Genomic DNA, 26,399 nt, shown 5'->3' with positions numbered 1-26,399 from the left:
CACGCGCTATGACAAGAAACCCGAGAACTTCCTCGCCGCCGTGAAACTCGCTTCAACGCGGATATGGCTGCGAAATTATGAGTCTACGGCCTAGCGTCGGCACCTCACTCAAGGCGACATTCTTCGGCAGCCTTGGATCACGTCAAGCCAGAAAAACCATGCCGATTTATGGGTTTACCGCCTAGTTGACGCGCTGATACGGGAGCAGAATTGATGGATGGGCGGTAAGCCGAAGATACATCAATATGGCGAACGATGCCGATCTGTGCGAACTTGACGGATCTTGATCCGTTGCTGCTGGCAGCGGAGTAATCCGGTAATGCCAATCGTGGTAGAAAGGCGCCGATCCACCTCAGGAGCACTATCCTCTGCTTCAGATGGGAATAAATAAGATAATCCTCGTCGCCAGCACACTAATGATCATGTCGCGCAACGATAACGTTTTGGAAAAGCGTACCGCACATTTTTCTACGCCATCCGCACCAAGGAACATAAACGAAAAATTGATTATTAATAATCAGATGCAATCCCATATATATTTACCTTTGCATTAATAATTACCAACCAAAATCGGCAATAGAAAACGATAACAGGAAATAAAAGGTGGCAAACACACTATATATATCAATAATTACGATTGCAGCAATCCTTTTAAGTTCCGCTTTTCGCGCCAATAATACAGAAAAACGCGAACTCATTTTAATATTTACAGTCTCTCTATTGTCAAAATTGTTCTTTTTCTTGGTCTGGACTATTTATAAGGCTGGCTTTCTTGACCCAAACTATCTTCAATTCCCTGATGAGCATACATATCTCGGCTTTGATGGAGGCTCCGCTTCAAATGTCTATTTTTATATTGTTTACTACTTAAAAGGGTGGAGTGTTGATATTTTTACACTAAAATTCCTTAATATGGCGATTTGTGCGCTTTCGGCTGCCAGAATTTACTCGGTTATTTTTGATTACAAAGAAAGCCAGCCTTGGCTCGCAAAATACATAATAATACTGTATGCACTTTCCCCCCTAACAGCTTATTTTTCCGTATTTGTTTTGAGAGAAGCATTTATTTTTCTTCTTTTGTCTGAGCTTTTCGTTCGATTGCTACGCCCTAATGGGAGGAACACATATATCTATATCCCCGCCTTGATATTGATTTTATCAATGTTTAGGACGGAGTTTATCGGTTTTTTCATTATTTATATTATGCGCATGAGCATGAATAAGCAGCTATTGATATACTCACTGGCTGGCGCCATTCTTATTGCATTCGCGCCTCAATTTTCCGAGATTTACTATTCCTACGCACGGATGGGTCTTTATCACAATGTTTTTGGGGGAGATCCTTTGGCGGCAGCAGTCCGGGTCTCGACTGCCAGCTTGAGCACGACCATTCTCATTTCTGTTATATCAGCGAATATTTCATCTTCAATTATGCCATCAATAAATGGTGATTTTTTGATATTCGTATTTCATATGCTAATTTATATTCCTATCGTAATTCTATTGTCCGAGAAAAAAAATCGCGTCGCCTTCATGAGGCAGAAAATTATATGGGTTCCCCTTCTATTAATGTGTTTTGGTGGTCTGGTTACATTTTTCAATTTTCGGTATTTTGCTGTACTCGCTCAATTTATCGTTTTGGCGATGATTGTCAGTGGAGGGAATGCGCGCGATGGCGTGGGTTCAAGATACTCGGAGTCGATAGAGGAGATGCCCAAGAGCCGGGATAAATGATCCTGTATTCTGGGGTAACTTGGCAGGCGCGATATGGGGCGCGCATACGGAATTGATCTTTGTAGGCGAGTGATGAAGCGACTCAGGGCCGTATGTCTGCCGGGACGGCGCGTTTTTCCCTAAGTGTATCGACCGCGATCGACTGGCATCGGCAATGGCGTGGCCATGGTAGGATGGGACCGGTCCGTCAGGGTAAGCCTGCGGGCTCCCGGCTTGATCCGCATGAAGGCGTCCTTGTGGCCCTTATAGAAGATCAGTCGGACATCGCGCTGCACGAGATCGCACAGCAGCTAATACAGGAGCGGGGCTTGATGGGCGGACGGACCCGGGTCCAGGTCGTGTCTCGGGAATGGCGGAAATATGAAGGCGGCATAATCTCCGGGTGTACTGACATCCGCCCAACCGGCGGCGTAACCACCAGGGAGACCACGCCATGGCCGAGAGTAGCGACACTGCGCGCTTTCCGCTCCTGGCCGACAAAGCCGGGTTCGACTTGATCAAGTATCGCCTTCGGGCGGTCGTCCGCGCCACCATCGAGGCTTTCATCGGACGCTGCCGCTATGGCCTCGCCACCTGAACGGCGCGAGCTTCACGGGCCCGGAGCAAGCCGCCAGGGAACGCCTATAGAATTCGCGACATGACCTTTTTGGGGAGAGCGGGTCAGTTTGTTTTTAAAATCTCCGAGTTCGGGAAATGAGTAGGGTGCAAAGAAAAATATAGGATACAGCGGTCGCGACCGCTGCGCCCGCGCCACCGAATGAAGGAACAAGGGCGATGTTCAGGCATATGTTCGCCCCTGCTGCCATCAAATGCGCGCGGCCGGAGGCCTGCTCTTTGCCGATCATGTTGAGGTAGGGCCCGAGCGGTCCGGCGACACCCAAAATCAGCCTAAGCGCAGCAAAAATAACCAAAACCAGAGCCCCGGCGGCAAACTCCGGCCCGAATAGGAACGAAAGAATGTTGCCCGGCATCAGGAAGCACAAGCCGGCCAGTGGCAAGGCTGGGGCCAACGCGACAAGGCGTGCCGAATTAAGCGCCTTGACCAGCCCTTTCCGATCACGTTCGGCGTGATAGCGCGCGAACAAGGCTGGAAAGATTGCCCCGCCGACCGCAGTTCCGAACCCGACAAGCAATGAAAGCTGCCAAGCTGCACGGTAAAGACCAACCTCGGTGTCTGAGCGAAAGACCGTCAGGGTGAGTATGTCGAGATACTGATTAACCTGCGTCGATCCGGCCACCAGTGCGAACGAGACAATGGTCGACTTGCTCGGCATCGGGCCCGGTCCCAAGGCTGACGCTAGGGCGGCCGCCGCAGCCGGTGTCTTGCGCCAGAGCGTGATGGCGCCCACTCCAAAGGCTACGCCTGTCGCTGCAAGCTGCATGGCCATGGCAGAACTTGCTGTCGCGGGCACGACCAAACCGAGCATGAGCGCGAGGCCAAGCATCACGCCGGGCTTTACGACCATCTCGGGCAGCTGCGCCAGCATCACATGCTGCAAGCCCCGCAATGCCCCACCCCGCAACGCGCCGAAGGCCAGCAGGGGAACCAGACCCAGGGCCAAAGCATAGGTCCAAAGCTGCCCTGCCTCCATGCCACGGCCCAGGATGCTGAGAACGATGATACCAAAAACCACTATGGCCAGGGAAAACACAGTGGCGCCGCGCCCGGCCCAGCCCCAGACGGCACGCATGCGCGCCCAGTTTTCTGACACGGCCGCTGTTGCCGTCTCGCGCATAACGAGGTTCGGTATCCCGAACTGCACCACGATGGCGCAGACCGAGGCGATTACGAAGGCTGAGGAGTATAGCCCGAAGCCTTCGGCGCCAAGTGTGCGTGCGAGGACTGCCGCCACCCCGAAGCCCAGAATGGCATTAGTAACACGTAGCGCTGCACTGCCCAGCAGAGATCGGCCAATCTTCATGGCGATGGCTGGCCTCGCTGCTGACGTTTCCACATGTCCCTCAGGTCGCTCATGGCCACTCCATACCCTCAATTCCGCGGTGCGGCTACCAGCATCAGTGCAAAATGCCCGCGCCTGACGTCGAAGCCCCTTGGCGCACGAAGGGGGCTCTGCATGGGTGCCTTGCTTGACGTGTTCTCCCCCTGTCTGTTGTCTATGAGGTAGCATCGCGGGTGTGGAAGGGAGCGCGTGTGGGAGCAAGGGTTTCTGCCACATAATGACCGACCGGAACAGTTGCTTGGGGCGGCTGGCCCCGATCCCTCGGTAGGCAGTGTAGGCGGCAGCTCCGAAAATGCGCTCACCGAGACAAAACCACAGGCCCATCCGCCGGCCTTGCGTTCGCGCGCCCGATTTGACACAGAACCCCGATAGCAACCGTTCATGACAGGCGTTTGCGATTGCGCGGGATCGAGCGGCCGAGTGGGCCAAATCATCGGCGACCGGAAAGCCCCTGGCGTTTCGGCCCGATCCGGCGTATGGTCGAGGCGAGTGAAAATCATTCGCATGAAGGAGTGGTGATCGTGCGAAACGGCGATGCCGCGCAGCGGCTTGGGAGTTTGCAGCCGCGCATGTGCGGGAGAGTGGTAGGTCTGACCGGCGCTGATCCATGCACGGACGGCGGTGACCCGGTAACCGAGCGGCTGCGCGAGCTGGGCTTCGAGGAAGGCGCCAGCTTCGAGGTGCTGCACCAGGGCCCGGTCTGGGGCGATCCCATGGCCGTGCGGGTCGACAGCGTCACCGTGGCCCTGCGCCGCCGCGAAGCCAACAGCGTGATCGTCAACCTGACCGTCGAGACCGACGCCGTCCAAGTTGGGGCGGTGGAGGCTGGTTAATGGATGTAGTAACCCAGCGGCCCCTGCGGCTGGCCCTCGTCGGCAACCCCAATTGCGGTAAGACTGCCCTCTTCAACGCCCTGACCGGGACGCGCCAGAAGGTCGCCAATTACCCCGGCGTCACCGTGGAACGGCGCGCCGGCCGCGTCACCGGCCACCATCTCGACGCCGAGATCGAGGTGATCGATCTGCCGGGCACCTACTCGCTGCGCGCCCACAGCGCCGACGAGGAGGTCACCCGCGACGTGGTCACCGGCCGATTCGAAGCCGAGGCGCCGCCCGACGGCGTCATCTGCGTGGTCGACGCCACCAACCTGCGCCGGCATCTGCGTTTCGTGCTGGAGCTCAAGGGGCTCGGCCTGCCGGTGGTGGTAGCGCTCAACATGATCGACCTGGCCGAACGCGACGGCCTCGACATCGATGTGGACCGCCTGTCGCACCTGCTCGACGTCCCTGTGGTGCCAACCTCGGCATTGCGCCGGCGCGGGCTCGACATGCTGATCGGCACGGTCGAGACGACACTGGCCAAACCGCCGGTGGCCGAGCCCAGCGACGGCACCAGGACATCCGCCAGCGCAAGCCCCGGCGATGCCGCACCGAGCCGTCGCGACCTGCGCGCGCTTCAGGCCGAGGCCAAACGCATCGCTGCCCAGGCGATCCGGGCCGAGGGCCGCGAACACGCGCTGACCCGGCGGCTCGACGCCGTCTTGTTGCACCCGGTGGCCGGGCCGGTGATCCTGACCGTGCTGCTGTTCCTGGTCTTCCAGGCGGTGTTCTCGTGGGCCGAGGCGCCGATGAACTGGATCGACGGCGGCATCGTCGCCTTGCAGGGGCTGATCGCGCGTACCCTGCCCGCCGGCGCGCTCAACGACGTGCTGGTCGACGGTGTGCTCGCCGGCGTCGGCAGCGTGGTGATCTTTCTGCCGCAGATCCTGATCCTGTTCACCTTCATCCTGCTGTTGGAGATGACCGGTTACATGGTGCGCGCGGCGTTCCTGATGGACCGGCTGATGGCCGGGGTCGGGCTCAACGGCCGGGCGTTCATTCCGCTGTTGTCGAGCTTCGCCTGCGCAATCCCCGGCATCATGGCGGCGCGCACCATCGACCATCCACGCGACCGGCTGACCACGATCCTGATCGCGCCGTTGATGACCTGTTCGGCGCGGTTGCCGGTCTATGCGCTGATCATCGCCGCGTTCATCCCCGACCGGCAACTCGGCGGCCTTGCCAACCTGCAAGGCGTGGTGATGTTCGGGCTGTATCTGGCCGGCGTGGTCAGCGCGTTGGTCATCGCCTTCATCCTGAAGCTGACGCTGTCGCGCGGCCAAGCCCAGCCCTTGATCATGGAACTGCCCAAATACCAGATACCGAGCCTGACCACCCTGGCCATCGGTCTGCTGGAGCGCGCCAAGATCTTTCTGGCCCGAGCCGGCAAGGTGATCTTGGTGGTGTCGATCGTGCTGTGGGGACTGGCATCGTTTCCCGGCCCGCCGCCGGGCGCCACCGAACCGGCGATCTTCTACAGCATCGCCGGCTGGATCGGCCGAGGGCTCGAAGTGGTGCTGGCGCCCATTGGGTTCGATTGGCAGATCGCCACCGCGCTGGTGCCCGGCATGGCGGCACGCGAGGTGGTGGTCGGCGCGCTCGGCACCGTCTACGCCATGAGCGGCGAGGTGACCGAAGCAAGCCTGGCCGGCACGCTGCGCAGCGCCTGGAGCCTGCCGACCGCGCTCTCCTTCCTGGCCTGGTATGTGTTCGCGCCGCAATGCATCTCGACCATGGCGGTGATCCGGCGCGAGACCAACAGCGCCCGCATGCCGTTGTTTGTGGCCGCCTACATGTTCGCGCTGGCCTATCTGGCGGCGTTCATCACCTACCGCGTGTCGAGCGCCTTTCTCGGCGCCTGACCACCAGCCCCGAGCGGCAAACGCCCGGGGCGCGCGTGCGTGCGTGCCCCGGGCTCGGTCCGGCTCAGCCGTGCTCAGCCATGCCCCGCAGGAGACGGGATCGCGCGCGATGGCGCGGCCCAGACCGGCGGGGTCAGATCGGCAGCGCCAGCGCGCGCAGGTCGGCCCACAACCGCTCGGGGTCGGTGAAGTGGAGCGCGATCAACCCCTTGTCGCGCCCGGCAGCGACATTCTCGGGCCTGTCGTCGATGAATACCGTGCGCTCGGGCGTAATCCCGAACCGCTCGATCGCCAGATCGTAGATGCGCGGATCGGGCTTGATCACGCCATGCTCGCCCGACACCACCACATCGCGAAAGCGCACCGAAAACGGAAAGTCGCGGCAGAAATCGGGGAACGTTTCGGCGGAGTAATTGGTCAGGCCATAGACCGGAATGCCGGCGTCGTCGAGCGCCTCGAGGGCCTGCACGCTGCCGGCGATCGGACCGATCAGGGTTTCCGACCAGCGCGGCTTGAGCGCGGCGATCAATGGCGCGTAGGCCGGATAGGCCTCGCTCAGCAGCCGGATGCCCTCGTCCATGGGCCGGCCGGCGTCATGGTGGGTGTGCCATTCGGGCGTCACCACATGGGTCAGGAACCAATCCAGTTCCTCGGGGTCGTCGATGAGCTGTTCGTAGAGCGCGCGCAGGCTCCAATCCACCAACACCTTGCCGATGTCGAAGATCACCGCCTCGATGGGGTCGACGCCCGCCGCGCGGGGATCGGCCACTCGATTGCCGGCATCCGCCATACAAACCACTCCCGTTGTTGACCCGAAGCCGGCGGGCCCACGCCCTTGCGCGCCGTGGCCGGCGTGGTGTTAACAACAGGAGGCGCGGTGCGGCTGTCAAGGCACCGCGGACAAAGTTGGAGAACGCCCATCATGACCCCAGAGACCCTGGCCAAGGCCGAAGCCGTCATCGACGTCTGCCAACGGCTCAACACCGACGGACTCAACCAGGGCACCGCCGGCAATGTGAGCGTGCGCACCGACGCCGGCATGCTGATCACGCCGTCGGGCGTCGCCTATGAGGATTTGACCCCGGAGCGCCTGGTGCCCACCGCCGCCGACGGCCGCTTCGAGGGCGCGCTCAACCCGTCGAGCGAATGGCGCATGCACGCCGACATCTACCAAGCCTTCGCCGAGGCCGGCGCGGTGGTCCATGTGCACGCCACCTTCTGCACCGCGCTCGCCTGCCGGCGCGAGCCGATCCCGGCGTTTCACTATATGGTGGCGGTGGCCGGCGGCCGCGACATCCCGGTCGCCGACTATGCCACCTTCGGCACGCCCGAGCTGAGCGACGCGATGATCCGCGCACTGGACGGCCGCCGCGCCTGTCTGCTGGCCAATCACGGCATGATCTGCCACGCTGAGACGCCGCACAAGGCGCTGGCGCTGGCCATCGAGGTGGAGAGCCTGGCCCGGCAATACTGGTATGCGCGCCAGGGCGGCGAGCCGGTGATACTGTCCGACGCCCAGATGGACGCGGTGATGGAAAAGTTCAAAACCTACGGTCGCCAACCCGCGCTCGACACGCCATCCGCCTGAGCGCGCCCGCCGACCCGACCGCCAAGACGAGGTTCCCCCATGAAGATCGACGGCACCCCCTATCGCACCATCTGGCCGGCCGCCGACGGCCAGGGCGTCGAGATCATCGACCAGCGCCTGCTGCCGCACGCGCTCCAGATCATCACCCTGCACACGGTGGACGACGCCGCCGTGGCGATCCGCGACATGGCGGTGCGCGGCGCGCCGCTGATCGGCGCCACGGCGGCCTATGGCATGGCGCTGGCCATGCGCGCCGACGCCGGCGACCGCCATCTGGGCGAGGCCTATCAGCACTTGCTGGCGACCCGGCCCACCGCCATCAACCTGCGTTGGGCGCTCGACCGGGTGCGGACCCACCTGGCCGACGAGGCGCCGACCATGCGCGAGGAGGCCGCCTTCGCCCTGGCCGCCCAGATCGCCGACGAAGACGTGGAGACCAACCGCCTGATCGGCGTCCACGGGCTGACCCTGATCGAGCAGATCGCCAAATCGAAGCCCGAAGGCCAGCCGGTCAACATTCTGACCCACTGCAACGCCGGCTGGTTGGCGACCGTGGATTGGGGCACCGCCACCTCGCCGATCTATCAGGCCCACGAGCGGGGCATTCCGGTCCATGTGTGGGTCGACGAGACCCGGCCGCGCAACCAGGGCGCCGCCCTGACCGCCTGGGAGTTGGGCCAGCACGGCGTGCCGCACGCGGTGATCCCGGACAATGCCGGCGGCCACCTGATGCAGCACGGCGCGGTCGACCTGTGCATCGTCGGCACCGACCGAACCACGGCGGCGGGCGACGTGTGCAACAAGATCGGCACCTATCTCAAGGCACTGGCGGCCTATGACAATGGCGTGCCGTTCTATGTGGCGCTGCCGGGCTCGACCATCGACTGGACGCTGCACAATGGCGTCGCCGACATCCCCATCGAACAGCGCGACGCGCGCGAGGTCACCCACATCACCGGCCGCACCGATGCGGGGGCGGTCGAGACCGTGCGGATCACGCCCGAGACCAGCCCGGCGGTCAATTACGGCTTCGACGTGACGCCGGCGCGCCTGGTCACCGCGCTGATCACCGAGCGCGGCATCTGCCCGGCCACCCAACAGGGCCTGGCCAGTTGCTTCGGTCGCGCCCAGGCGGCGGAATAACCGACAAACCGCCACGCCGATCCGTACCCATTATGGGGGGCGGATCGGCCACCCCCCCCCTGCTGGTAAGGCAATGCCGCCCGGAATCGGTAAAGCCCGGACCCGTCCGAGCAGTGGACAAAAACAAAGGCGGCAGCCGGGACGCTGCCGCCTTTGTGGCGTCTGGTGTGCCGGCGCCCGGGCCGGCCGTGGCTCAGCCCTGGCGGGCCTTGAACCGACGCTGGGTCTTGTTGATCACGTAGGTCCGGCCGCGACGACGGATCACCCGGCAGTCGCGGTGGCGCCGCTTGAGCGACTTCAGCGAGTTTCTGATCTTCATGATATCTGCTCCACCCCGCATGCGGGGCGCAGACGGGCCCCGGTTGGCGGTCACGAAAAACGAGCGCGTCGGATAGCTTGGCCGGGCGCGAAAGTCAAGGCTTGGCCGGGCGCGCGAAGCGGGGCAAAGCTGAGGCTGATGGCTACACGCCGCGCCCCCGCCTGCCCGCCGACGCCAACGGATAGACCGCCCTATGGCCTTGCTGATCAGCCTGTCGGACCTGATGGACGCCTTGCAGGCGTTGGCCGGCGACCCGATGGTGCTGTGGTGGACGCTGATGGCGGCGACCCTGGTATCGGAAGACGCCGCCATCGTCGGTGCGGCGCTGTTGGCGGCACATGGCACCGCCGACATCGGGCTTGCCTATTCGGCGGTCAATGTGGGCGTGGTGGTCGGCGACACCGGGCTTTATCTCATTGGCTATGCCGCGTCGCGCTATCGCCAGTTGCGCGCCCTGGTGACCACGCGCGAGGTGTTCCGGGCCAAGCGGTTCTTGCGCCGGCAGTTGATCCCGATTCTGTTGTCGACCCGCTTCCTGCCCGGCTCGCGCCTGCCCACCTATACCGCCTGCGGCTTTTTCCGCTTTCCGCTCAGCCTGTTCGCCATCGTGCTAACGCTTGCGTCGCTGACCTGGACGGTTATCGTATTCGTCGTCATCCACACTGCGGGCCTGGCCATCCTCGAATGGCTCGGACCCTGGAAGTGGCTGGGCGTGGTGCTGCTGATCGGCGTGTTCTTCGTGGTGCCGCGTCTGGTTGGCCCCCGGCTCGCACGGCGCTTCGGCGTCGTCGGCCGCAGCGAGACCCCATCGTCATGACCGATCCCCGCGCCGTGCCCGCCTGCGCCCGCTGGCCCCGGGCACAGAACATGCCCCCGCTCGACGCCGATGCCGAGAAGATCGCGCCGTTCGAATTGTGGCCCATGCGCCTGTTCTACAGCCCGGTGCCGGTGATGATGGCGTGGCTGTCGTTGCGCTATGGCGGCATCACCCTGCCCACCGCAGCCAATCCCGGCCTGCGCTACGGCGGCTTCGTGGGCGAGAGCAAGCTCGAAGCGCTGGCGCTGTTTCAAGAACCGGCCCGGCAATGGCTGGCGCCCTATACCGGCTTTCACGTCCCCGACGACGGCCAGCCGGCCGACGCCGTTCTGGCCCAGTGCGAGGCTGCCATGGCCACCGCCGGGCTGGCCTATCCAGTGGTCGCCAAGCCCGACATGGGCTGCCGCGGCATCGGCGTGCAGGTGGTTCGCGACGCCGCCGATCTGGCCCGCTATCTGGGCGAGTTTCCCGCCGGGCGCGATCTGGTGTTGCAGACGCTGATCGACTGGGAGGGCGAGGCCGGCATCTATTATGTGCGCGACCCCGACGCCGAGCGCGGCGAAATCTTCTCGATGACGCTGAAATACTTTCCCTATGTGATCGGCGACGGCGTCTCGACCCTGCGCCGGTTGATCACCCGCGAGGAGCGGGCCGGCCGGTTGTGCCATATCTATCTGCCGCGCCACCGCGACCGGCTCGACCATGTATTGGCGGTGGGCGAGCCTTATCGGCTGGCGTTCGCCGGCTCGCACAGCCGCGGCGCCATCTACCGCAACGGCACGCCCTATGTGACCGAGGCGCTACGCCGGCGCATCGACCAGATCGCCCGCGCCATGCCGGGCTTCCACGCCGGCCGCTTCGACGTGCGCTTCGACGATTTCGCCCAACTGCGCGCCGGCGAGCGGTTCAAGATCCTGGAGGTCAACGGCACCGGCAGCGAGGCGATCGAGATCTGGGACGCGCGCACCGGCCTGGGCCAAGCCTATCGCACGCTCTACCGGCAATGGCGCCACCTGTATCGCATCGGCGCCAAAAACCGCGCCCGCGGCCACAAGCCGGACGGCATCCGCGCCATCTGGCATGGCTCGCGCGAGGAATTGGCGCTGTGGAAGGTCTACCCCGAGACCCACTGACCGCCGGCCCAAGCCGTCGCTCGGATACCGGCCCGGTTCAGCTCCAGGACGGGATGGCCGACAGATAGCCCTTGAGCGCGCCGCGCTTGTCGACGGCGATCTCCGCCCGGGCAAGCATGTGGTCCCAGGCGTCGGTATCGGCCTTCTGCAAGCGCCGACGGACGGTGATGGCGGTCTCGCTCGCCCGATGGGCAAGCGCCAAGAGGCAGACCACCCGGTAGCGTTGACGGGCGGCGGCGACAATCAGACTGTCGGTCAGCTTGCCGGTCAGCGCCAGCCGCTGGACCAACGCTGGCAGGCGCGCCTCCTCCTGCCCGGCCAGATAGGCGAGCAGGGCCGCCTCATGGGCGGTCAGGCCGAGCTTGCGCGCCGCCGTCTCGTCGACCGCATACTGCTCCACCAGCCGCGCGCGCACCCGGTCCGAGACCCGGAACAACAACATCTCCACCACTGGCTGCGGCAGGTCGCCGCGCTCCGCCATGCCATCCATGACCGGCCGGCACTTACCGAACCGCGAGACAACCTGCCGACACAGATCCGGCGACAGTTTGGTGCCGGGATTGGACACCAAAGACCGCACCGCCCGGTCGCTGCCGCGCAGCAGAATCGCCTCCGCCAAGGCATCGCTCACCGCCGAGCGATGCGCCAAGGCGGTCAAGGCGTCATCCTCCAGATCGTCGATCATGCGGAGCCAGTCGCCATCGTCGAACAGCGGCGTCGAGGCAATGAACGGCGCCGCCACATCTTCCTCCAGATCCTTGACGATGCGCATGGCCAACGCCCGCGGCACGTCCGGCGCCTGGCGCAATTCGAACGCCAGGGCGGCGCGCACGGCGGCATCGGTGTCGCGGATCAGCAGCCAGGCCACATGCTCTAGTTGTCGGCGCAACGCCGCACTCAACTGCGGCCGACGCATGGTCCGACCGACACGGCATGCCAAAACGATCCGTTCGGTCGTCGTGCCGACAGGGAGGCCCGATGGCTGCGATGGCGTCGCCGCGACGTCCATGGTTACCCCCGCCGGTGCGTCGTGATCCGGCCGTATCGCAAGGCGACGCTCATGATGCCACAGAGCCCGACAAACCGAGCGCCCGGCGCAGCGCGTGGATCGTCTCGGGCGCCAGATTGGCGGCTGCCATCACCGTGTCCAGACGCGCCGCCCGACGCGCCGACAGCGTGGCCTCGACCAGCGACAGCGGCGTCGCCGAGCGCACCGCCAACACCGCCGCGATCACCCGCCATGCCTCGCGCTCCAGCGCCGCCAGGATCAACGCATCGTCGAGTTGGCCTTTGGCGCGCAGGTCGCGCACGGTATCCAAAAGCGCTTCGGTTCGGAGCGGCGCCAACCGACCCACCAGCGCGCGATCGGCAGCCGCAGCAGCGACCCGGCCGGCCACCGCGGGGCTGATCCCATAGCGATCCACCAACACCGCCCGCGCCGCGTCGGCGATCAAGGCAACGAGTGTCTCGGCGACACTCTGGGGCAGGTCGCCACGTTGGGCCAGGGTATCGAGAACAACCCTATGATCGGAAAATCGGTCGATCACCGTGTTGCAGACCCGCTCGGACACCGCCGCACCCCGGTTGCCCACCAGAATGGAGACGGTCTCGTCGCCGCCGCGGCACACCAATTCAAACGCCATCGGCTCGCTGATCGACGGCCGTCCGGCCAAGGCGTTCAGCACCTGCTCTTCCAGCTCGTCGAGAATCTCGATCCACTGATCGTCGGTGAACACTTCGGTCGACTTGACGAACGGCACGCTCACATCGGCGATATCGCGCACGATCATCATGACCAGCGAGCGCGGCAGATCCGGCGCACGGCGCAACTCGAAGGCCAGGCATTGGCGCACCTCGGCGCTGACGTCGTGCGCCAACATCAGCGCGAAGTTCTCCACCTTGCGCCGCTGATCCCGAGGGATGTCGTCCTTCGACAGAAAGGCACCGACCTTTTGCGCCAACACCACGCGGTCGAGCAGACTTTTATCCACCGCCGAATTCCATTCCAACACCATTGACCACTACCCCATACACATACTCGGGAGCCTGCCGTTCGTCCGAACACATCCCCGCGTTCGAACGGTCACAGTCAACGACAAGGGTCGGGCAAGCTTCTCATTAAGTCAATTCTGGAATTGAGATGGTAAAATTTTACTTTCATTATCGGCAAATTGTTTTGTGCATTGAGCACGACGTCACGGACCAGGGCTGTCAGATCATTAAAACACCGATCAAATACGGGCCGACTTGTCCCGATCATGGTCGCGATGCCCAAACCGCCACCAATGACCGACGCTCACCGGGCGCGACTCGGCGTGCTCAGGCGCCGGCCGCGTCCAAACCCGCTTCCACCGTGTCGGCCAGGGCGGCCACCAGCTCGCTACGGCGGCGGCCGCTGGTGGCCCCGCCGGGGCGATTGAGCGCCGACCAGTCGGGCGTCGACCGGGCGCGCCGCGCCTGACGGCCAAGCTGGCGCACGGTGGCTTCGCCCGGCGCCAGCGTCTCGGTGGCCGCCGGCGCGATGGCGCCGTGGCCGCGCTTGAGCAGAGCGGCAAGCAACTGCATCTGGCGTGCTGCCAGGCCCTGAAGCGTGGCGTCGTCGACGCGCAGGCGCACCTCGCGGCGCAGTCGGGCCTGAAGCCGGCCGCCATAGGTGCGCGCGGTGTCGTACAAAAAGCCCAGCGCCGCGCCGGTGGCCGCCGCGCCGCCGAGCGTCATGCCGCCGGCCAGCACGTCGATGGCGACGCCGACGCCGGCACCGGTGGCCGCCGCCTTGCTGGCCGAAACGCCGTATTGCGCCAGCGTCTGCGGGTCGAAGATGTCCTGATCCCAGCGACCGTGCGAGATGGCGAAGTCGCTCAACCGCACATCGTCGGCGCCGAAGCCGTGCAGATCCAACAGCCGCTCGACGCACTGCGCCTCGCGCTGGCGCACCCGCGCCTTGAGGTCGGCCTCGGCGTCGCTCTGGGCCTGGCGCTGGTCGAGCGCATAGCCGGCCTGGGCGCCGGCGGCGTCGACCAGCATCTCGGCCACCTCGACCGCCGAGGCGCGGCGCACCTGCGCCCGGCGCGCCGCCAGATCGTCGCGCAGCCGGGCCAGGGGGGCGGCGAAGCGGTCGGCCAGGGCGGCGATCTTGTCATAAAGCGCGGCCTCGCCGGCGGCGTCATAGACCACCGTGTCGAAGGCCACCAGGGCGTGCATGTTGACCCGCGCCAACTGCTCGCGCCAATGGTCGATCTGGGCGTCGGGGTCGGCGATGAAGTTGAGCACCGGCAACACCGGCACCGCGCAGCGGCCGAGGATTTCAAGCTCATCGCGGTGGCGCGCACGCACCGGGTCGCGGACATCGACCACATAAAGCGCGGCGTCGCTGCGGCGCACCTGGGCCAGGCTCTTGGCCTCCTGGGCGAAGGGGTGGTGGTCGTCGGTGGCCTCGGCGACGAAGCGGTCGATGGCGTCGATCCAGTCGAAGCCGGTGCGGGTGCGCAGATCGTCGAGATAGGCGAGCAGGCCGCTCGAATCTTCGAGCCCCGGGGTATCGTAAAGCCGCACCGGCAGGCTGCCGGGCACCGACAATTCGGCCATTTCCACATGGCGGGTGGTCGCCGGACGGATCGACACGGCGCCGAAGCCGCGCTGGCGGGTCAGCGTGCGCATCAGGCTGGTCTTGCCCACATTGGTGTGGCCGACCACGGCGACGTTGATGGCTTGGGGGGGGGTGGCGGCCTTGTGAGGGGCCTTGGGGGCGCTCATCGGCTCATACTCCGAACAGGCGGGCGGCCCGGTCGGCATCCTCGGCCCCGGGCGCGTCCAGATCCAGCAACACCACCGCCGACAGCGGCAAGCCCGCGTCATGGGCGGCGGCGACCCAGTCGGCCAGACGCTGGCGGGCGTCCTCGTCGCTCAACCGGGCGCGCGCCACGCTCTCGCGGGTCAGGCAGACCAGCGTCTCGCCGGCCCCAGCGCCGGCCAGCGTCGCCAGCCCCGCCACCGTGCCCCGGTCGGGCGTGGCGGTCATGTCGGCCACCACCACCAGCCGCGCCGGCGGCGCGTTGGCGATCAACGCCACCGCTGCGGTGAGCGCGCGCCGACCGTCGACGATGCCCAGATCCTGCGCGCCGCCCGCCGGCGGCTGGCCGGGCGTCACCACCGGCGGCCAGCCGGTGCGCGGCGTGCGCACCTCCCAGCCGAGCACCGCCACCGGCCCGGCGGGCGGGGCCACATGGTGGCCCCCCGGCAAGCCGCCGGTGACCGCGACCGGCGCGTTCGCCTTGGCGCGGCGCAGCCCCCGGCGCCGGTCGCTGCCGGTCGCGGGCGTGTGCGGCGGCGCGGGCGCGGGCGCGGGCACCGACGCGGCCACGGCGGGCGGCAGTCGGGCGGGCGAGGCATCGACCACGCGCGCCGACTGCATCACCGGCGCCAGGTCGGGGATCAGCCGGGCGAAGGCCGGTTTGGTCAGGTCGAGCTTGGTACGCCGTACCGCCCGGCGCGCCAGCCACCCGGTCAACAGCCCGACCAACAGCCGCGGCGCCAGGCCATAGACGATCAGGCTGCCGACCACCAGGCCGGCCCAGGCGCCTTCGCCCTGCGCGTCGGCCACCATACGCGCCGCCTGGGCGCCGCCGCGCCACTCGGCGGCTGCCACCGCCGCTGCATCCGGCACCGGAAAACCGAGCGCCGCCGGCCCCGCCGCCAACGCGCCGATCAGCGCGGTATAGTGCTCGGCGGACAGAATCGTCGTCTCCCACACGAACACCAGATGCTGGGTCGCCAGCACCAGCAGCACCGACACCAGGCCGCCGGCCAGAAACGCCGTCCACAGCCCATGGCTGCCGGTGGACACGGTCCAGCGCCCGGCCGGCGGGCCGAACAGCCGGGCCATCAGCGCCAGGCGCGCCGAGCGGTTGAGCGGGTCGCCGGCGACCGTGCCGGCCAGCCGCCGCCACAGCCACACCACGCCCCGGCCGAGCCCCTGGCGCGCGACCCCGTCGCCGCCGGCCACCAACACCGCCAGCCAGATCACCAACGCCACCAGGTGCAGCCCCAACAGCCCGCCCAGCAGCCAGATCACATTGACCACCTCGCGCTCGCCGCCGCTGATCGCCCGGCCGGCGGCCAGCGCGCCGGCCAGCGCCGCCAGCACCAGCCCGCCCAGCACCGTCCAGCGCAACAGGGCGATCTGCCGGCGCAACGCCGCGCGGGCGGCCAGCGCCTGGGGCAGCGCGGCGAAAAAGGCGCACACCTTGGCATCCACGTCCTGGTGCCGGCGGGCGGCTGCCAGCGCCTCGCGCCCGGCGCCGGCGGCGGGGTCGGCCACATCCCGGTCGGCGGCCAGGGTCTCGGCGACGAGGCGATCACGGGTCAGGGTCATCACAAACACCGCAAGGTGGAACTGAACATGCCCCCGTGCGATAGCCCGCCGCCCGGCACTTGTCGATCCCACAGCCGCCCGGGCCGCTTCCGACACCGGCCAGAAGACCGCCAGAACCAGACCAGAGCCCGGCCAGACGGCAGCCGGACCGGCCTAGGCCGCGCGCAACAGCCGCGCCGGGCGCACGCCGAGGGCCGCCCAACTGCCGGCGAGCCCCATGGCGAGGGTCAGGCCCAGGCTCGCCGCCACGGTCGCCACCATGGCCAGCGGCCGGGCGGTGAAGTCGAGCGCCATCACCTCGGTCACCACCAGCCAGCCGGCGAGCGAGCCGAGCGCCAGGGCGATCGCTGCGGTCACCGCGCCCAACAGCAGATATTCGATCACGAAGGCGGCGAGCACATCGCGCCGGCGCGCGCCGACCACCTTGAGCACCGCGGCGTCATAGACCCGCTTGCGGTGACCAGCCGCGATCGCCCCGGCGAGCACCAGCACGCCGGCGACCACGGTGATCAGCGCCACCGCGCGCACCGCGAACGCCATCTGCCCCAACAACGACGACACCGTGTCGACGATGTCGCCGATCGGCACGGCGGTGACCGCGGGATAGGCGTCGACGATCGCCTGATAGACCCGTTCGTCGGCGCCGCGCGACGCGGTCTCGACCCGGCCGATATAGGGGTGCGGCGCGCCCTCCAGGGTCTTCGGGTCGATCAGGAAGATGAAGTTGAAGCCGAAATCGGACCAGTCGATCAGCCGGTGGCTCATCACCGTCAACGCCATGGTCCGGCCCATGACGTTGAGGGTCACGGTGTCGCCCACGTCGAGGCCCAGGGCGCGGGCATTGTCGCGGTCGATGGAGATCGCCGGCGGGCCGTCATAGTCGGGCCCCCACCACTGGCCCGCGGCGATGCGGTTGCCGTCGGGCAGCCGGGCGGCATAGGACATGCGCTTGTCGCCCTGAAGCAGCCAGCGCCCGCCGGGCGCCACATCGGCCTCGGCCGCCGGCACGCCGTCGAGCGCCACGATGGTCGCGCCCACATAGGGCGTGGTGGCCACCGTGGTGACGCCCTCGACCGCCCCGGCCACGTCCTCGAAGCCCTGACGCTGGCCCGGCTGAATGTCGAGGAAATAGAAGGCCGGCGCGCGCTCGGGCACGCCCTGGTTGATCTGGGCGCGCAGATTGCCCTCGACGGCGGCGAGCGTGGCGAACAGCGTCAACCCCAGCCCCAGCGACATGACCACCGGCCCGGTGGCCGCCCCCGGCCGGTGCAGATTGGCCAGCGCCAGGCGCCAGTGCGGGCGGCGCGGCCGGGGCAGCGCGCGGGCCAGCCGCTCCACCGCCGCACCGGTCAACCGCAACAGCCCCAGCGCCACCACCGCCGCGGCGATGAACACCGCCGCGACCACCGGCAGCGTCGACAGCCCCACCGCCGCCCCGGCGACCAGCGCCATGGCCAGCCCTGCCGCCGCCACATAACGCCGGCGCGGCCAGCGCCTGCCGCCGGCGACCGCGTCGCGGAACAGCCCGCCGGCCGAAATGTCGCGCGCCTGGCCCAGCGGCCAGATCGAAAAGGCGACCGCGATCAACAGGCCGTAGAGCGCGGCGGTGGCCAGCGGCGCGGGGTAGAGCCCGACCGCCGGCGGCACCGGCAGGCGCGCGGCCAGCGGCCCCTGCAACGCGAACGGCAGCGCCGCGCCGAGCGCCAGCCCCGCCGCCACCGCCACCAACGCCAACGCCAACACCTGGCCCAGATAGAGCGCGAAGATGGTCGCGCCGTCGGCGCCCAGCACCTTGAAGGTGGCGATGGTCTCGGTCTTGGCGTCGAGATAGGTGCGCACCGCGTTGGAGACGCCGACGCCGCCGACCAACAGCGCGGTCAACCCGACCAGGGTCAGGAAGGTGGCGAACCGCTCGACAAAGCCGCGAATGCCCGGCGCCGCCTCGGTACGGTCGCGCACCGACCAGCGCGCGTCGGGGTACGCGTCGGTCAGGCGCGCCTTGGCGGCATCGAGGTCGGCGCCGCTTGGCAGTTTCACCTTGTAGTAATAGCGCACCAGACTGCCGAGCCCCAACAGGCCCGTTCGGTCGAGCAGGTCGGGCGCGACCATCAGCGTCGGCCCCAATTGCCAGCCCTGGTTGGCGCGGTCGGGCTCGGCGCGCAGATAGCCGCGCAGCACCACGGTCTCGCCGCCGATGGCGATGCGGTCGCCAAGATCGATGCCCAGGCGCTCGGCCAGCACCCGGTCGGCGACCGCCCCCCAGGCGCCGTCGCGCTGGCCCAGCAAGGCGGCCAAGGGTCGGTCAGGCTCGGTCGCCAGGCCGCCATAGAAGGGATAGCCCGCGCCCGGCGCCTTGATCTCGACCACCGAGGCGCGGCCGGTGGCCGGCGCGCGGGCGTTGGAACTCATGCGCGCCACCCGCGCGACCGCGCCCATCGCGTCGAGCCGCGCCACCACCTCGGGGTCGAGCGGCTGGCGGGTGGTGCGCACCTCCAGGTCGCCGGCGAGCAGCCGCGCGCCCTCGGCGTCCAGGCCATCGGTGACCGCGCGCGACAGCGAACCGACGCCGGCGATCGCCGCCACGCCGAGGATCAGACAGCCCAGAAACACCCGAAACCCGCGCGTGCCGCCGCGCAGTTCGCGCCGCGCCAGGGCCAGGACCGGCGAGCGCGCCATCACCCGGCCTCCACGACGCGACCGGACAGACCGGCCCCACCGGCCGCGCCGCCGACCGGTCGGGCGCCGCGCCCGGGTTCCTCATGGGTGATCCGCCCGTCGGCGATGTGGACCACCCGGTCGCAGCGATTGGCCAGGTCCAGATCGTGGGTGATCAGCACCAGCGTGGCGTCGCGTTCGTCGTGCAGCGAGAACATCAGGTCGATGATGGTCTGGCCGGTGCCGCTGTCCAGATTGCCGGTGGGTTCGTCGGCGAGCAGCACCGCGGGCCCCGGCGCCACCGCGCGGGCCAGCGCCACGCGCTGCTGTTCGCCGCCCGAGAGTTGCGCCGGGTAATGGTCGAGCCGGTGGCCCAGGCCGACCCGGTCGAGGGCCGCCGCCGCCTCGGCGAAGGCGTCGTCGCGGCGCGCCAGTTCCAGCGGCACGGCGACATTTTCGAGCGCGGTCATGGTCGGGATCAGGTGGAACGACTGCAAGACGATGCCGATGCGGTTGCGCCGCAACAGCGCCAGCGCGTCCTCGTCGAGCGCCGACAGGTCGTGCCCGTCCACCGACACACGCCCCGAGGTCGCCGCTTCGAGCCCGGACATGATCGCCATCAGCGACGATTTGCCGGACCCCGACGGCCCGACCAGGCCGACCGCCTGACCCGCGCCCACCGCCAGGTCGAGCCCGCGCAGGATGTGTACGGGCCCGGCCCCGCTATCGAGCTTGAGATGCACGTCGCCGAGCGCAATGATCGGGTCGGCGGGGCGGGACGGGCTGGTGGCTGTCATGACCGGGTCCTTGAAACACGCGTTATATCGGCAAGATATATAGAATGCCTATGATCGGAATGAAACCGCTGGGCCTCCTGGCCTTGTTCGCAATCGCGCTGGCGGTCGGATTTGCCGCACCCGCCCGGGCCGCTGGACCGGCGGGCGACGGCGCGGCGGGTACGCCCCCGCCCGGCCACACCGTGCTGGCCCTGGGCGACAGTTTGACCGCCGGCTACGGCCTGGGCCCCGACGCGGGGTTCACGCACCAACTCGCCGCCTGGCTCGACGCGCGGGGGCTCGACGCGCGGGTGGTCAATGCCGGCGTCTCGGGCGACACCACATCGGGCGGCCGGTCGCGGCTCGCCTGGGTGCTCGACGGTCTCGACCGCGCGCCCGACCTGGCGATCGTCGCCCTGGGCGGCAACGACATGCTGCGCGCCATCGAGCCCAAGCTGACCCGCGCCAATCTCGCCGCGATCATCGCGACGCTCAAGGAGCGCGATATCCCGGTGTTGCTGGCCGGCATGCGCGCGCCGCCCAATCGCGGGCCCGACTATGCCCAAGCGTTCGACGCGATCTATCCCGACCTGGCCGAGCAACACGGCGTGCGGCTCTACCCGTTCTTCATGGACGGCGTGGCGACCGACACCGACCTGTTGCAGCCGGACGGTCTGCACCCCAATGCCAAGGGCGTGGCGCGCATGGTCGACGGCATCGGCCCGCTGGTGGCGGCGATGCTGCGCGGCGACGGGGCGGTGGACGACGACACCACGGCGGGGCGCCACTGACGCTGGGCGCCGGCCGCCGGCCGCCATCACCCATCCCCGGCCCCCATCCCCGTCACCGGAGAGCCGCGAAAAATTGGCTCGGCCCGGGCTCGGCTTTTCTGATAGGCTGGCAGAGCGCGCAACGGTCAGGGAGGTGCCAGCCCCACCATGCCGACGGCCCCATCACAGCCATAGGCGGCCGGCCGCCCGCGCTTGGGGCCAGCGACGCCCCAACCGCCCCGATGCCAGCCGCCCCCAACGATCGAGGGGACCCCCATGCATCGCCTTTTCGTCGGGCTTGCCCTGCCTCAACCCGTGCGCCAACACCTGCTCTTGTTGATGGGCGGGGTCGACGGCGCGCGCTGGCAGGGTGACCATCAATTGCACCTGACCCTGCGGTTCATCGGCGAGGTACCGGCGCGCCAGGCGGACGACATCCGCTCGGCGCTGGCCCGGGTCAGCGCCGCCCCGTTCACGGTGACGCTCGAAGGGCTCGGCACGTTCGGCAAGCCGCGCTCGCCGCGCAGCCTGTGGATCGGCGTCGCCGATGCCGACCCGCTCAAGCATCTGCACGAGAAGATCGACCAGGCGCTGGTGCGCGTCGGCCTGGCGCCCGAACAGCGCAAGTTCAAACCCCATGTGACCCTGGCGCGCTTCAAGCGGGCCAACCCGGCCAAGCTCGACGGCTATCTCGAAGCCCGCGCCGGTGCCCGTACCGCCGCCTTCCCGGTCACCCGGTTCACCCTGTTCGAAAGCCATCTGTGCAGCGACGGCGCGCTCTATGACCCGGTGGAGACCTACCCGCTCGACCGGTCAGGCCCCGAAGCGGTCGAGGATGGCCCCGACCTGCCCCGCATAGCCGCCGCCGAACGCCTTCACGTGGAATAGCAGGGGATAGAGATTGTAGAGATCGCGCCGGACCTCGAAGAAGCCGGGGTCGAGCGGCCGGCGCGCGCCATAGGCGGCGAAGAAATCCCGGCCGACGCCGCCGAACAGGGTCAACATGGCCAGGTCCACCTCGCCATGGCCGTAATAGATCGCCGGGTCGACCAGCGCGCTGACCCGGCCCCGGTCGCCGAGCACATTGCCGGCCCACAAATCGCCGTGCAGTAACACCGCAGGCGGGCGCGCCGGCAGCCAGCGGTCGAGCCGCCCGGCCAGCGCCTCGACCCGCGCCAGCGTCGCCCGATCCAGGCGCCCGGCGTCATGGGCCAGATGCGCCATGGGCCGCAGCCGGCGCTCGGCGAAAAACGCCGGCCAGGGCGCGGCGGGCGCGGCGACGCCGGTCACCGGCCGGTTGTCCTGGCGCTCGCCGGCGAACACGGTCGCGGCGTCGAAGCCATAGTCGGCGCGTTCGACGCCGTGCATGGCGGCGACCACGCGCGCCAGATCGGCCGCATCGGGGGCGCCTTGATCGGCCACCGCATCGATCACCAGCAGGCCGGGCTCGACCGCCACCACGCCCGGCACCGGCACGCCCGCCGCGGCCATGTGGCGCAGCATCGCCGCTTCGACCTCGGCGGTGTCGCGCCCGCCGGGCTTGGCCGTCTTGGCCACCACCGTGCGCCCGTCATCCAGGCGCACCCGGTGGACGAGGCCGATATCGCCGCCCGACAACGGGGCGAGCGCGGTCACCGCCGCACCGGTCAGCGCGGCGAGGCGCTCACGCACCGGCGCGCGCCGTCTGCTGCAGATGCGCCACCAGCCCGTCGGCGGCCGCGCAGACCAGCGACCACACATGATCGAAACCGCCGTCGCCGCCGTAATAGGGGTCGGGAACCTCGCCCGCCCCGGCGCCGCCGGCATAGTCCAGAAACAGCCGCAGGTCGGCCTGCGCGCCGGCCGGGCGCAAGCGTTCAAGGGCGGCCAGATTGGTGGCGTCCATGGCCAGGATATGGTCGAAGCGATGGAAATCGTCGGCGCGCACCTGGGCCGCGCGTTGGCCCGAGATGTCGACGCCATGGCGGCGCGCGGTGGCCTGGGCGCGCGGGTCGGGCGGGTTGCCCACATGCCAGTCGCCGGTGCCCGCCGAGGCGATCTGAAGCCCGTCGAGACCGGCTTGGGCGGCAGCACGGCGCAACGCGCCTTCGGCCATGGGCGAGCGACAGATGTTACCGAGACAGACGAACAGCACCGATGCCATGGGGCGCCTCCTGCGCACGAAACCGAACCGTGGGCCGTGCTTGACGCAGCCGAGGCCCTGGCGTCAAGCCGGTCCGACACCCCAGGATTTGTGGCATTTCGCCCGTGTCGAAGCCCGGCTTCGACTCTGGACGATGCCCCTGCGAGCCGCTACCGTCTCACGACTTTTTCCGCAGGCGAGGTTGGCCCATGAAGACGATTCTCAAGTGGCTTTGGTCGACGATCAAGGTCTTTCATGTTCTCGTGGGCAGCGTGTTCTTTACGCTGCTGCTCATCTTCATCGTCTCCACGCTGGCCAACCAGCCGGAGAAGCAGGCGCGTACGGTGCCCGACAAGACGGCTCTGGTGCTCGACCTGGAAGGCCGCCTGGTGGAGACGCTGAGCCGGGTTGAGCCCGGCGACGTGTTTGGCGGCCCACTGGCCGGGCCGCTGCCCAACGAGGTGCTGATGCGCGATGTCCTGCACGCGCTCGACCAAGCGCGCGAGGACGAGCGGATCACCGCGCTGGTGCTCAACCTGGACGACTTTGCCGGCGGTTATCCCGCGCAACTGCACCGCCTGGGCGAGGCGGTCGGCCGGTTCAAGAACAGCGGCAAGCCGGTGATCGCGGTTGGTGAGAGCTACTCGCAAGCGCAATACCTGATCGCGTCCTATGCCGACACCGTGCTGATGAACCCGGTGGGCAGCGTGTGGATCCCGGGCTACGCCGCCTATCCGCTGTATCAGAAAGAGGCCCTCGACAAGCTCAAGGCCAGTGTTCACGTGTTCCGGGCCGGCGACTACAAGTCGGCGGTGGAACCGTTCATCCGCAACGACATGTCGCCCGAAGCGCGCGAGGCCAACGAAGCCTATCTGGGCGTGCTGTGGGACGCCTATCTGGACACGGTGACCGCCAATCGCGGCATCGACCGCGATGCCTTGGTGGCGACGCTCGACAACCCCGCACCGGTGTACAAGTCGGCCGGCGGCGACGGCGCCCAGGCGATGGTCAATCTGGGCCTGGTGGACAAGCTGGTGATCCGGCCGGCGCTCGACGGCACGGTGGCGGGCCTGGTGGGTGCGGCCAAAGACAAGGACAGCTTCCGGTCGCTCTCCTACACGGGCTATCTGGACGCCTTGGGCTATAACCCCACGGCTAAGAAGGACCGGCCGACGGTGGCGGTGATCGCGGCACGCGGTCAGATCGTCTCGGGCGAGGGCGGGCCGCAGATCACCGCCGCCGACAGCGTGTCGGCACTGCTGCGTCAGGCGCGCACCGACAAGCACGTCAAGGCGGTGGTGCTGCGCGTCGACAGCCCCGGCGGCGGGCTCGCCGGGTCCGACCTGATCCGCCAGGAGGTGGCCGCCATCCAGGCCGCCGGCAAGCCGGTGGTGGCGTCCTATGCGGGTGTGGCGGCGTCGGGCGGCGTGTGGATCTCGGCCAATGCCGACAAGGTGTTCGCCGAGGAGACGACGATCACCGGCTCGATCGGCGTGTTCAGCCTGCTGCTGACCTTCGAGGACACGGCGAGCGCGGTGGGGCTGACCCAGGACGGTGTCGGCACCACCCAGATCGCCGGTGCGACGGTGCTGCGCGGTCTCAACGACGCCGTCGAGGCGCTGCTGCAAACCCAGACCGACGGCGCCTATCAGCGCTTCCTCGCCCTGGTCGCCGAGGGGCGCGACATGACCGTGGCCGAGTTGGAGCCGATCGCCGGCGGGCGCGTCTGGTCCGGCAAGCGCGCCGCCGACCTGGGGCTGGTGGACGCGCTCGGCGGGCTCGACGACGCGGTCACGGCGGCGGCCGAATTGGCCGAGCTTGACGACTTCACCCTGCGCTATGTGGAGCGCCGGCCGACCCAGTGGGAGCGATTGTTCGCCGCCTATATCCAGGGTGCCGAAACCGTCGGGATGATGCCGAACCGGATCGACGCCGGGCCGGTGCAGCCGCTGATCGAGACGCTCGCCGGCCAATGGGCGCGGCTCGGCCGGCTGAACGACCCCGAAAACCGCTATCTGTTGTGCAACCGGTGCACCGTGCAATGAGCGGACCCCGTGCCCGACCAACCGGGATCACGCCGCGATCCCGGTCGGCCGGCAATGGGAGTAGCAGCGGAGGAGAGACCGATGGACCGGATCGATAAAGTCGACAAGACCGAGGCGCAGTGGCGGGCCGAACTAGGGCCCGAGCGCTACCGGGTCTGCCGTCAGGGTGGCACCGAACCGCCCTTCTCGGGCGCCTATTGTCATACCAAGGCGCCCGGCACCTATTGTTGCGCAGCCTGCGGGCAGCCGCTGTTCGCCGCCGAGACCAAGTATGACAGCGGCAGCGGCTGGCCGAGCTTCTTCACCGCCATCGGCGACGACCGGGTGGTCGAACGGGTCGACCGCAGCCACGGCATGGTGCGCACGGAGGTGTTGTGCAGCCGCTGCGACAGCCATTTGGGTCACGTCTTTCCCGATGGGCCGCCACCGACCGGGCGACGCTTCTGTATTAACTCTCTGGCCTTGAATTTGCAGCCGGAAGAAGAGTAAGGTTAACGACAAACTCGGGGAGATCGTTATTTCATTAACCCTTTCGCCTCGAATTTGAAAATTCTGCCTTTTCTGTGACATTTTTTTCATTTCAAGATCAGTTTTTCTTTTTGAAAGCTCCCACCTACGCACCGCATATACTTCCAAATAGTACTTGACACTTCTTCTGGGGGCAAAGCACAACGGGATTATAAAATTCTCGACCAAAAAAAGAATCCCTCAAGAGAGAGAGAGAGCCATGCCCACCCCAGACACCGATACCGAGCCCAAAAAACCCAATCCCATAGACGTTCATGTTGGCAGCCGCGTGCGCCTGCGTCGGACGCTCATGGGCATGAGCCAGGAAAAGCTTGGCGAAGCGCTTGGCCTGACCTTCCAGCAGATTCAGAAGTATGAACGCGGCGCCAACCGCATCGGGTCGAGCCGGCTTTACAAGATCAGCCAGATCCTCGAGGTGCCGGTCCAGTTCTTCTTCGACGACATGCCGGACGACGCGCTCGAAGGCGCCGAATTGACCGGCGGCGGCGACGACGATGTGGGCCCCGACGCCATGTCCCGTCGCGAGACGCTGGAACTGATGCGTGCCTACTACAAGATCAACGACAAAAAGGTGCGCAAAGGCATCTTCGAGTTGGTAAAATCGGTGGCCAACGCCACCGTGGCGCCCGAACACGAAGTCACCAGCGCCTGATCCCGCGCCACAGGTCGGGGCCGTGGCACACCGTGCTCACGGCCC

24 protein-coding genes and 1 pseudogene are annotated in these 26,399 nt (G+C 67.1%); 14 read left to right on the top strand and 11 right to left on the bottom strand.

The annotated features are described in order from the left end of the window. The 3 genes and pseudogenes from EV659_RS13010 to EV659_RS14740 form a co-directional block, all read left to right on the top strand. Positions 1–94: pseudogene (locus EV659_RS13010) on the top strand (IS5/IS1182 family transposase); the annotation flags it as partial. 509 nt (positions 95–603) lie between these two features. Beyond that, positions 604–1,734 (top strand): hypothetical protein, encoded by a 1,131-nt coding sequence (locus EV659_RS13005; RefSeq protein ID WP_132709319.1) that lies wholly within the window; start codon positions 604–606, stop codon positions 1,732–1,734. 433 nt (positions 1,735–2,167) lie between these two features. Beyond that, complete coding sequence (locus EV659_RS14740; protein WP_165878894.1) at positions 2,168–2,311, top strand: hypothetical protein; 144 nt, start codon at positions 2,168–2,170, stop codon at positions 2,309–2,311. A gap of 94 nt (positions 2,312–2,405) precedes the next feature. On the opposite strand, the gene EV659_RS13000 is transcribed toward EV659_RS14740, so the two are convergent. Then, a complete protein-coding gene (locus EV659_RS13000; protein WP_165878893.1) occupies positions 2,406–3,656 on the bottom strand; it encodes an oligosaccharide flippase family protein in 1,251 nt (416 codons plus the stop codon). Between the two features lie 515 nt (positions 3,657–4,171). Here EV659_RS13000 and EV659_RS12995 point away from each other — a divergent pair. Together EV659_RS12995 and feoB are read left to right on the top strand one after the other, a co-directional pair. Next, on the top strand, positions 4,172–4,528 hold the full coding sequence (locus EV659_RS12995; protein WP_132709317.1) for a FeoA family protein: 357 nt from the start codon (positions 4,172–4,174) through the stop codon (positions 4,526–4,528). Further along, positions 4,528–6,435, top strand: coding sequence for a ferrous iron transporter B (gene feoB / locus EV659_RS12990; protein ID WP_132709316.1), 1,908 nt, complete (start codon positions 4,528–4,530; stop codon positions 6,433–6,435). Before EV659_RS12995 ends, feoB begins: the two co-directional genes overlap by 1 nt. A 133-nt stretch (positions 6,436–6,568) precedes the next feature. Here the strand turns inward: feoB and EV659_RS12985 are convergent, their stop codons facing one another. Continuing rightward, positions 6,569–7,225 (bottom strand): HAD family hydrolase, encoded by a 657-nt coding sequence (locus tag EV659_RS12985; RefSeq protein WP_132709315.1) that lies wholly within the window; start codon positions 7,223–7,225, stop codon positions 6,569–6,571. 132 nt (positions 7,226–7,357) lie between these two features. On the opposite strand from EV659_RS12985, the gene EV659_RS12980 reads away from it, so the two are divergent. Both EV659_RS12980 and mtnA read left to right on the top strand, forming a co-directional pair. Continuing rightward, positions 7,358–8,023, top strand: a complete 666-nt coding sequence (locus EV659_RS12980) for a class II aldolase/adducin family protein (protein WP_132709314.1) — start codon at positions 7,358–7,360, stop codon at positions 8,021–8,023. A gap of 39 nt (positions 8,024–8,062) precedes the next feature. Beyond that, complete coding sequence (mtnA, locus tag EV659_RS12975) at positions 8,063–9,166, top strand: S-methyl-5-thioribose-1-phosphate isomerase (protein WP_132709313.1); 1,104 nt, start codon at positions 8,063–8,065, stop codon at positions 9,164–9,166. A 193-nt stretch (positions 9,167–9,359) separates the two neighbouring features. On the opposite strand, the gene ykgO is transcribed toward mtnA, so the two are convergent. Then, positions 9,360–9,485 carry a type B 50S ribosomal protein L36 gene (gene ykgO / locus EV659_RS12970; protein ID WP_132709312.1) on the bottom strand — a complete coding sequence of 42 codons (126 nt, stop codon included), beginning with the start codon at positions 9,483–9,485 and terminating at the stop codon, positions 9,360–9,362. 193 nt (positions 9,486–9,678) lie between these two features. Between ykgO and EV659_RS12965 the strand changes: the two genes are divergently transcribed. Both EV659_RS12965 and EV659_RS12960 read left to right on the top strand, forming a co-directional pair. Then, positions 9,679–10,302, top strand: coding sequence for a DedA family protein (locus EV659_RS12965; protein ID WP_132709311.1), 624 nt, complete (start codon positions 9,679–9,681; stop codon positions 10,300–10,302). Next, complete coding sequence (locus EV659_RS12960; RefSeq protein ID WP_132709310.1) at positions 10,299–11,435, top strand: ATP-grasp domain-containing protein; 1,137 nt, start codon at positions 10,299–10,301, stop codon at positions 11,433–11,435. Before EV659_RS12965 ends, EV659_RS12960 begins: the two co-directional genes overlap by 4 nt. Positions 11,436–11,472: 37 nt before the next feature. On the opposite strand, the gene EV659_RS12955 is transcribed toward EV659_RS12960, so the two are convergent. The 6 genes from EV659_RS12955 to EV659_RS12930 form a co-directional block, all read right to left on the bottom strand. Further along, positions 11,473–12,324, bottom strand: a complete 852-nt coding sequence (locus EV659_RS12955; protein ID WP_165878892.1) for a DUF2336 domain-containing protein — start codon at positions 12,322–12,324, stop codon at positions 11,473–11,475. A 169-nt stretch (positions 12,325–12,493) separates the two neighbouring features. Beyond that, the gene (locus EV659_RS12950; protein WP_165878891.1) at positions 12,494–13,426 is read right to left on the bottom strand and encodes a DUF2336 domain-containing protein; all 933 of its coding nucleotides are present in this window, start codon (positions 13,424–13,426) and stop codon (positions 12,494–12,496) included. 328 nt (positions 13,427–13,754) lie between these two features. Next, complete coding sequence (locus tag EV659_RS12945; protein ID WP_165878890.1) at positions 13,755–15,188, bottom strand: GTPase/DUF3482 domain-containing protein; 1,434 nt, start codon at positions 15,186–15,188, stop codon at positions 13,755–13,757. 4 nt (positions 15,189–15,192) lie between these two features. Beyond that, positions 15,193–16,806 (bottom strand): DUF2868 domain-containing protein, encoded by a 1,614-nt coding sequence (locus tag EV659_RS12940; RefSeq protein WP_132709306.1) that lies wholly within the window; start codon positions 16,804–16,806, stop codon positions 15,193–15,195. Between the two features lie 153 nt (positions 16,807–16,959). Then, a complete protein-coding gene (locus EV659_RS12935) occupies positions 16,960–19,482 on the bottom strand; it encodes an ABC transporter permease (RefSeq protein WP_132709305.1) in 2,523 nt (840 codons plus the stop codon). Next, positions 19,482–20,258, bottom strand: a complete 777-nt coding sequence (locus EV659_RS12930; protein WP_132709304.1) for an ABC transporter ATP-binding protein — start codon at positions 20,256–20,258, stop codon at positions 19,482–19,484. The genes EV659_RS12935 and EV659_RS12930 overlap by 1 nt, the downstream gene beginning before the upstream one ends. 44 nt (positions 20,259–20,302) lie before the next feature. Between EV659_RS12930 and EV659_RS12925 the strand changes: the two genes are divergently transcribed. Together EV659_RS12925 and thpR are read left to right on the top strand one after the other, a co-directional pair. Next, complete coding sequence (locus tag EV659_RS12925; RefSeq protein WP_200287895.1) at positions 20,303–21,028, top strand: arylesterase; 726 nt, start codon at positions 20,303–20,305, stop codon at positions 21,026–21,028. 255 nt (positions 21,029–21,283) lie between these two features. Next, positions 21,284–21,895, top strand: a complete 612-nt coding sequence (gene thpR, locus EV659_RS12920) for an RNA 2',3'-cyclic phosphodiesterase (RefSeq protein ID WP_132709303.1) — start codon at positions 21,284–21,286, stop codon at positions 21,893–21,895. On the opposite strand, the gene EV659_RS12915 is transcribed toward thpR, so the two are convergent. Together EV659_RS12915 and EV659_RS12910 are read right to left on the bottom strand one after the other, a co-directional pair. Further along, a complete protein-coding gene (locus EV659_RS12915) occupies positions 21,821–22,678 on the bottom strand; it encodes a fructosamine kinase family protein (protein ID WP_200287893.1) in 858 nt (285 codons plus the stop codon). The two genes, thpR and EV659_RS12915, sit on opposite strands and share 75 nt — an antisense overlap. Further along, complete coding sequence (locus tag EV659_RS12910) at positions 22,671–23,150, bottom strand: low molecular weight protein-tyrosine-phosphatase (protein ID WP_132709301.1); 480 nt, start codon at positions 23,148–23,150, stop codon at positions 22,671–22,673. Before EV659_RS12910 ends, EV659_RS12915 begins: the two co-directional genes overlap by 8 nt. Positions 23,151–23,338: 188 nt before the next feature. Between EV659_RS12910 and sppA the strand changes: the two genes are divergently transcribed. The 3 genes from sppA to EV659_RS12895 all read left to right on the top strand — a co-directional run bounded on the left by sppA (position 23,339) and on the right by EV659_RS12895 (position 26,354). Continuing rightward, positions 23,339–25,174, top strand: a complete 1,836-nt coding sequence (gene sppA, locus EV659_RS12905; RefSeq protein WP_132709300.1) for a signal peptide peptidase SppA — start codon at positions 23,339–23,341, stop codon at positions 25,172–25,174. 90 nt (positions 25,175–25,264) lie between these two features. Further along, entirely contained in the window at positions 25,265–25,663 is a 399-nt protein-coding gene (gene msrB, locus EV659_RS12900; protein WP_132709327.1) for a peptide-methionine (R)-S-oxide reductase MsrB, read from the top strand. Positions 25,664–25,901: 238 nt separating this feature from the next. After that, a complete protein-coding gene (locus EV659_RS12895; RefSeq protein ID WP_132709299.1) occupies positions 25,902–26,354 on the top strand; it encodes a helix-turn-helix domain-containing protein in 453 nt (150 codons plus the stop codon). Positions 26,355–26,399 lie beyond the last annotated feature (45 nt).

It is taken from the genome of Rhodothalassium salexigens DSM 2132 (assembly GCF_004341375.1).
Lineage (GTDB): Bacteria > Pseudomonadota > Alphaproteobacteria > Sphingomonadales > Rhodothalassiaceae > Rhodothalassium > Rhodothalassium salexigens.
This window is presented reverse-complemented; position numbering and strand designations above follow the sequence as displayed.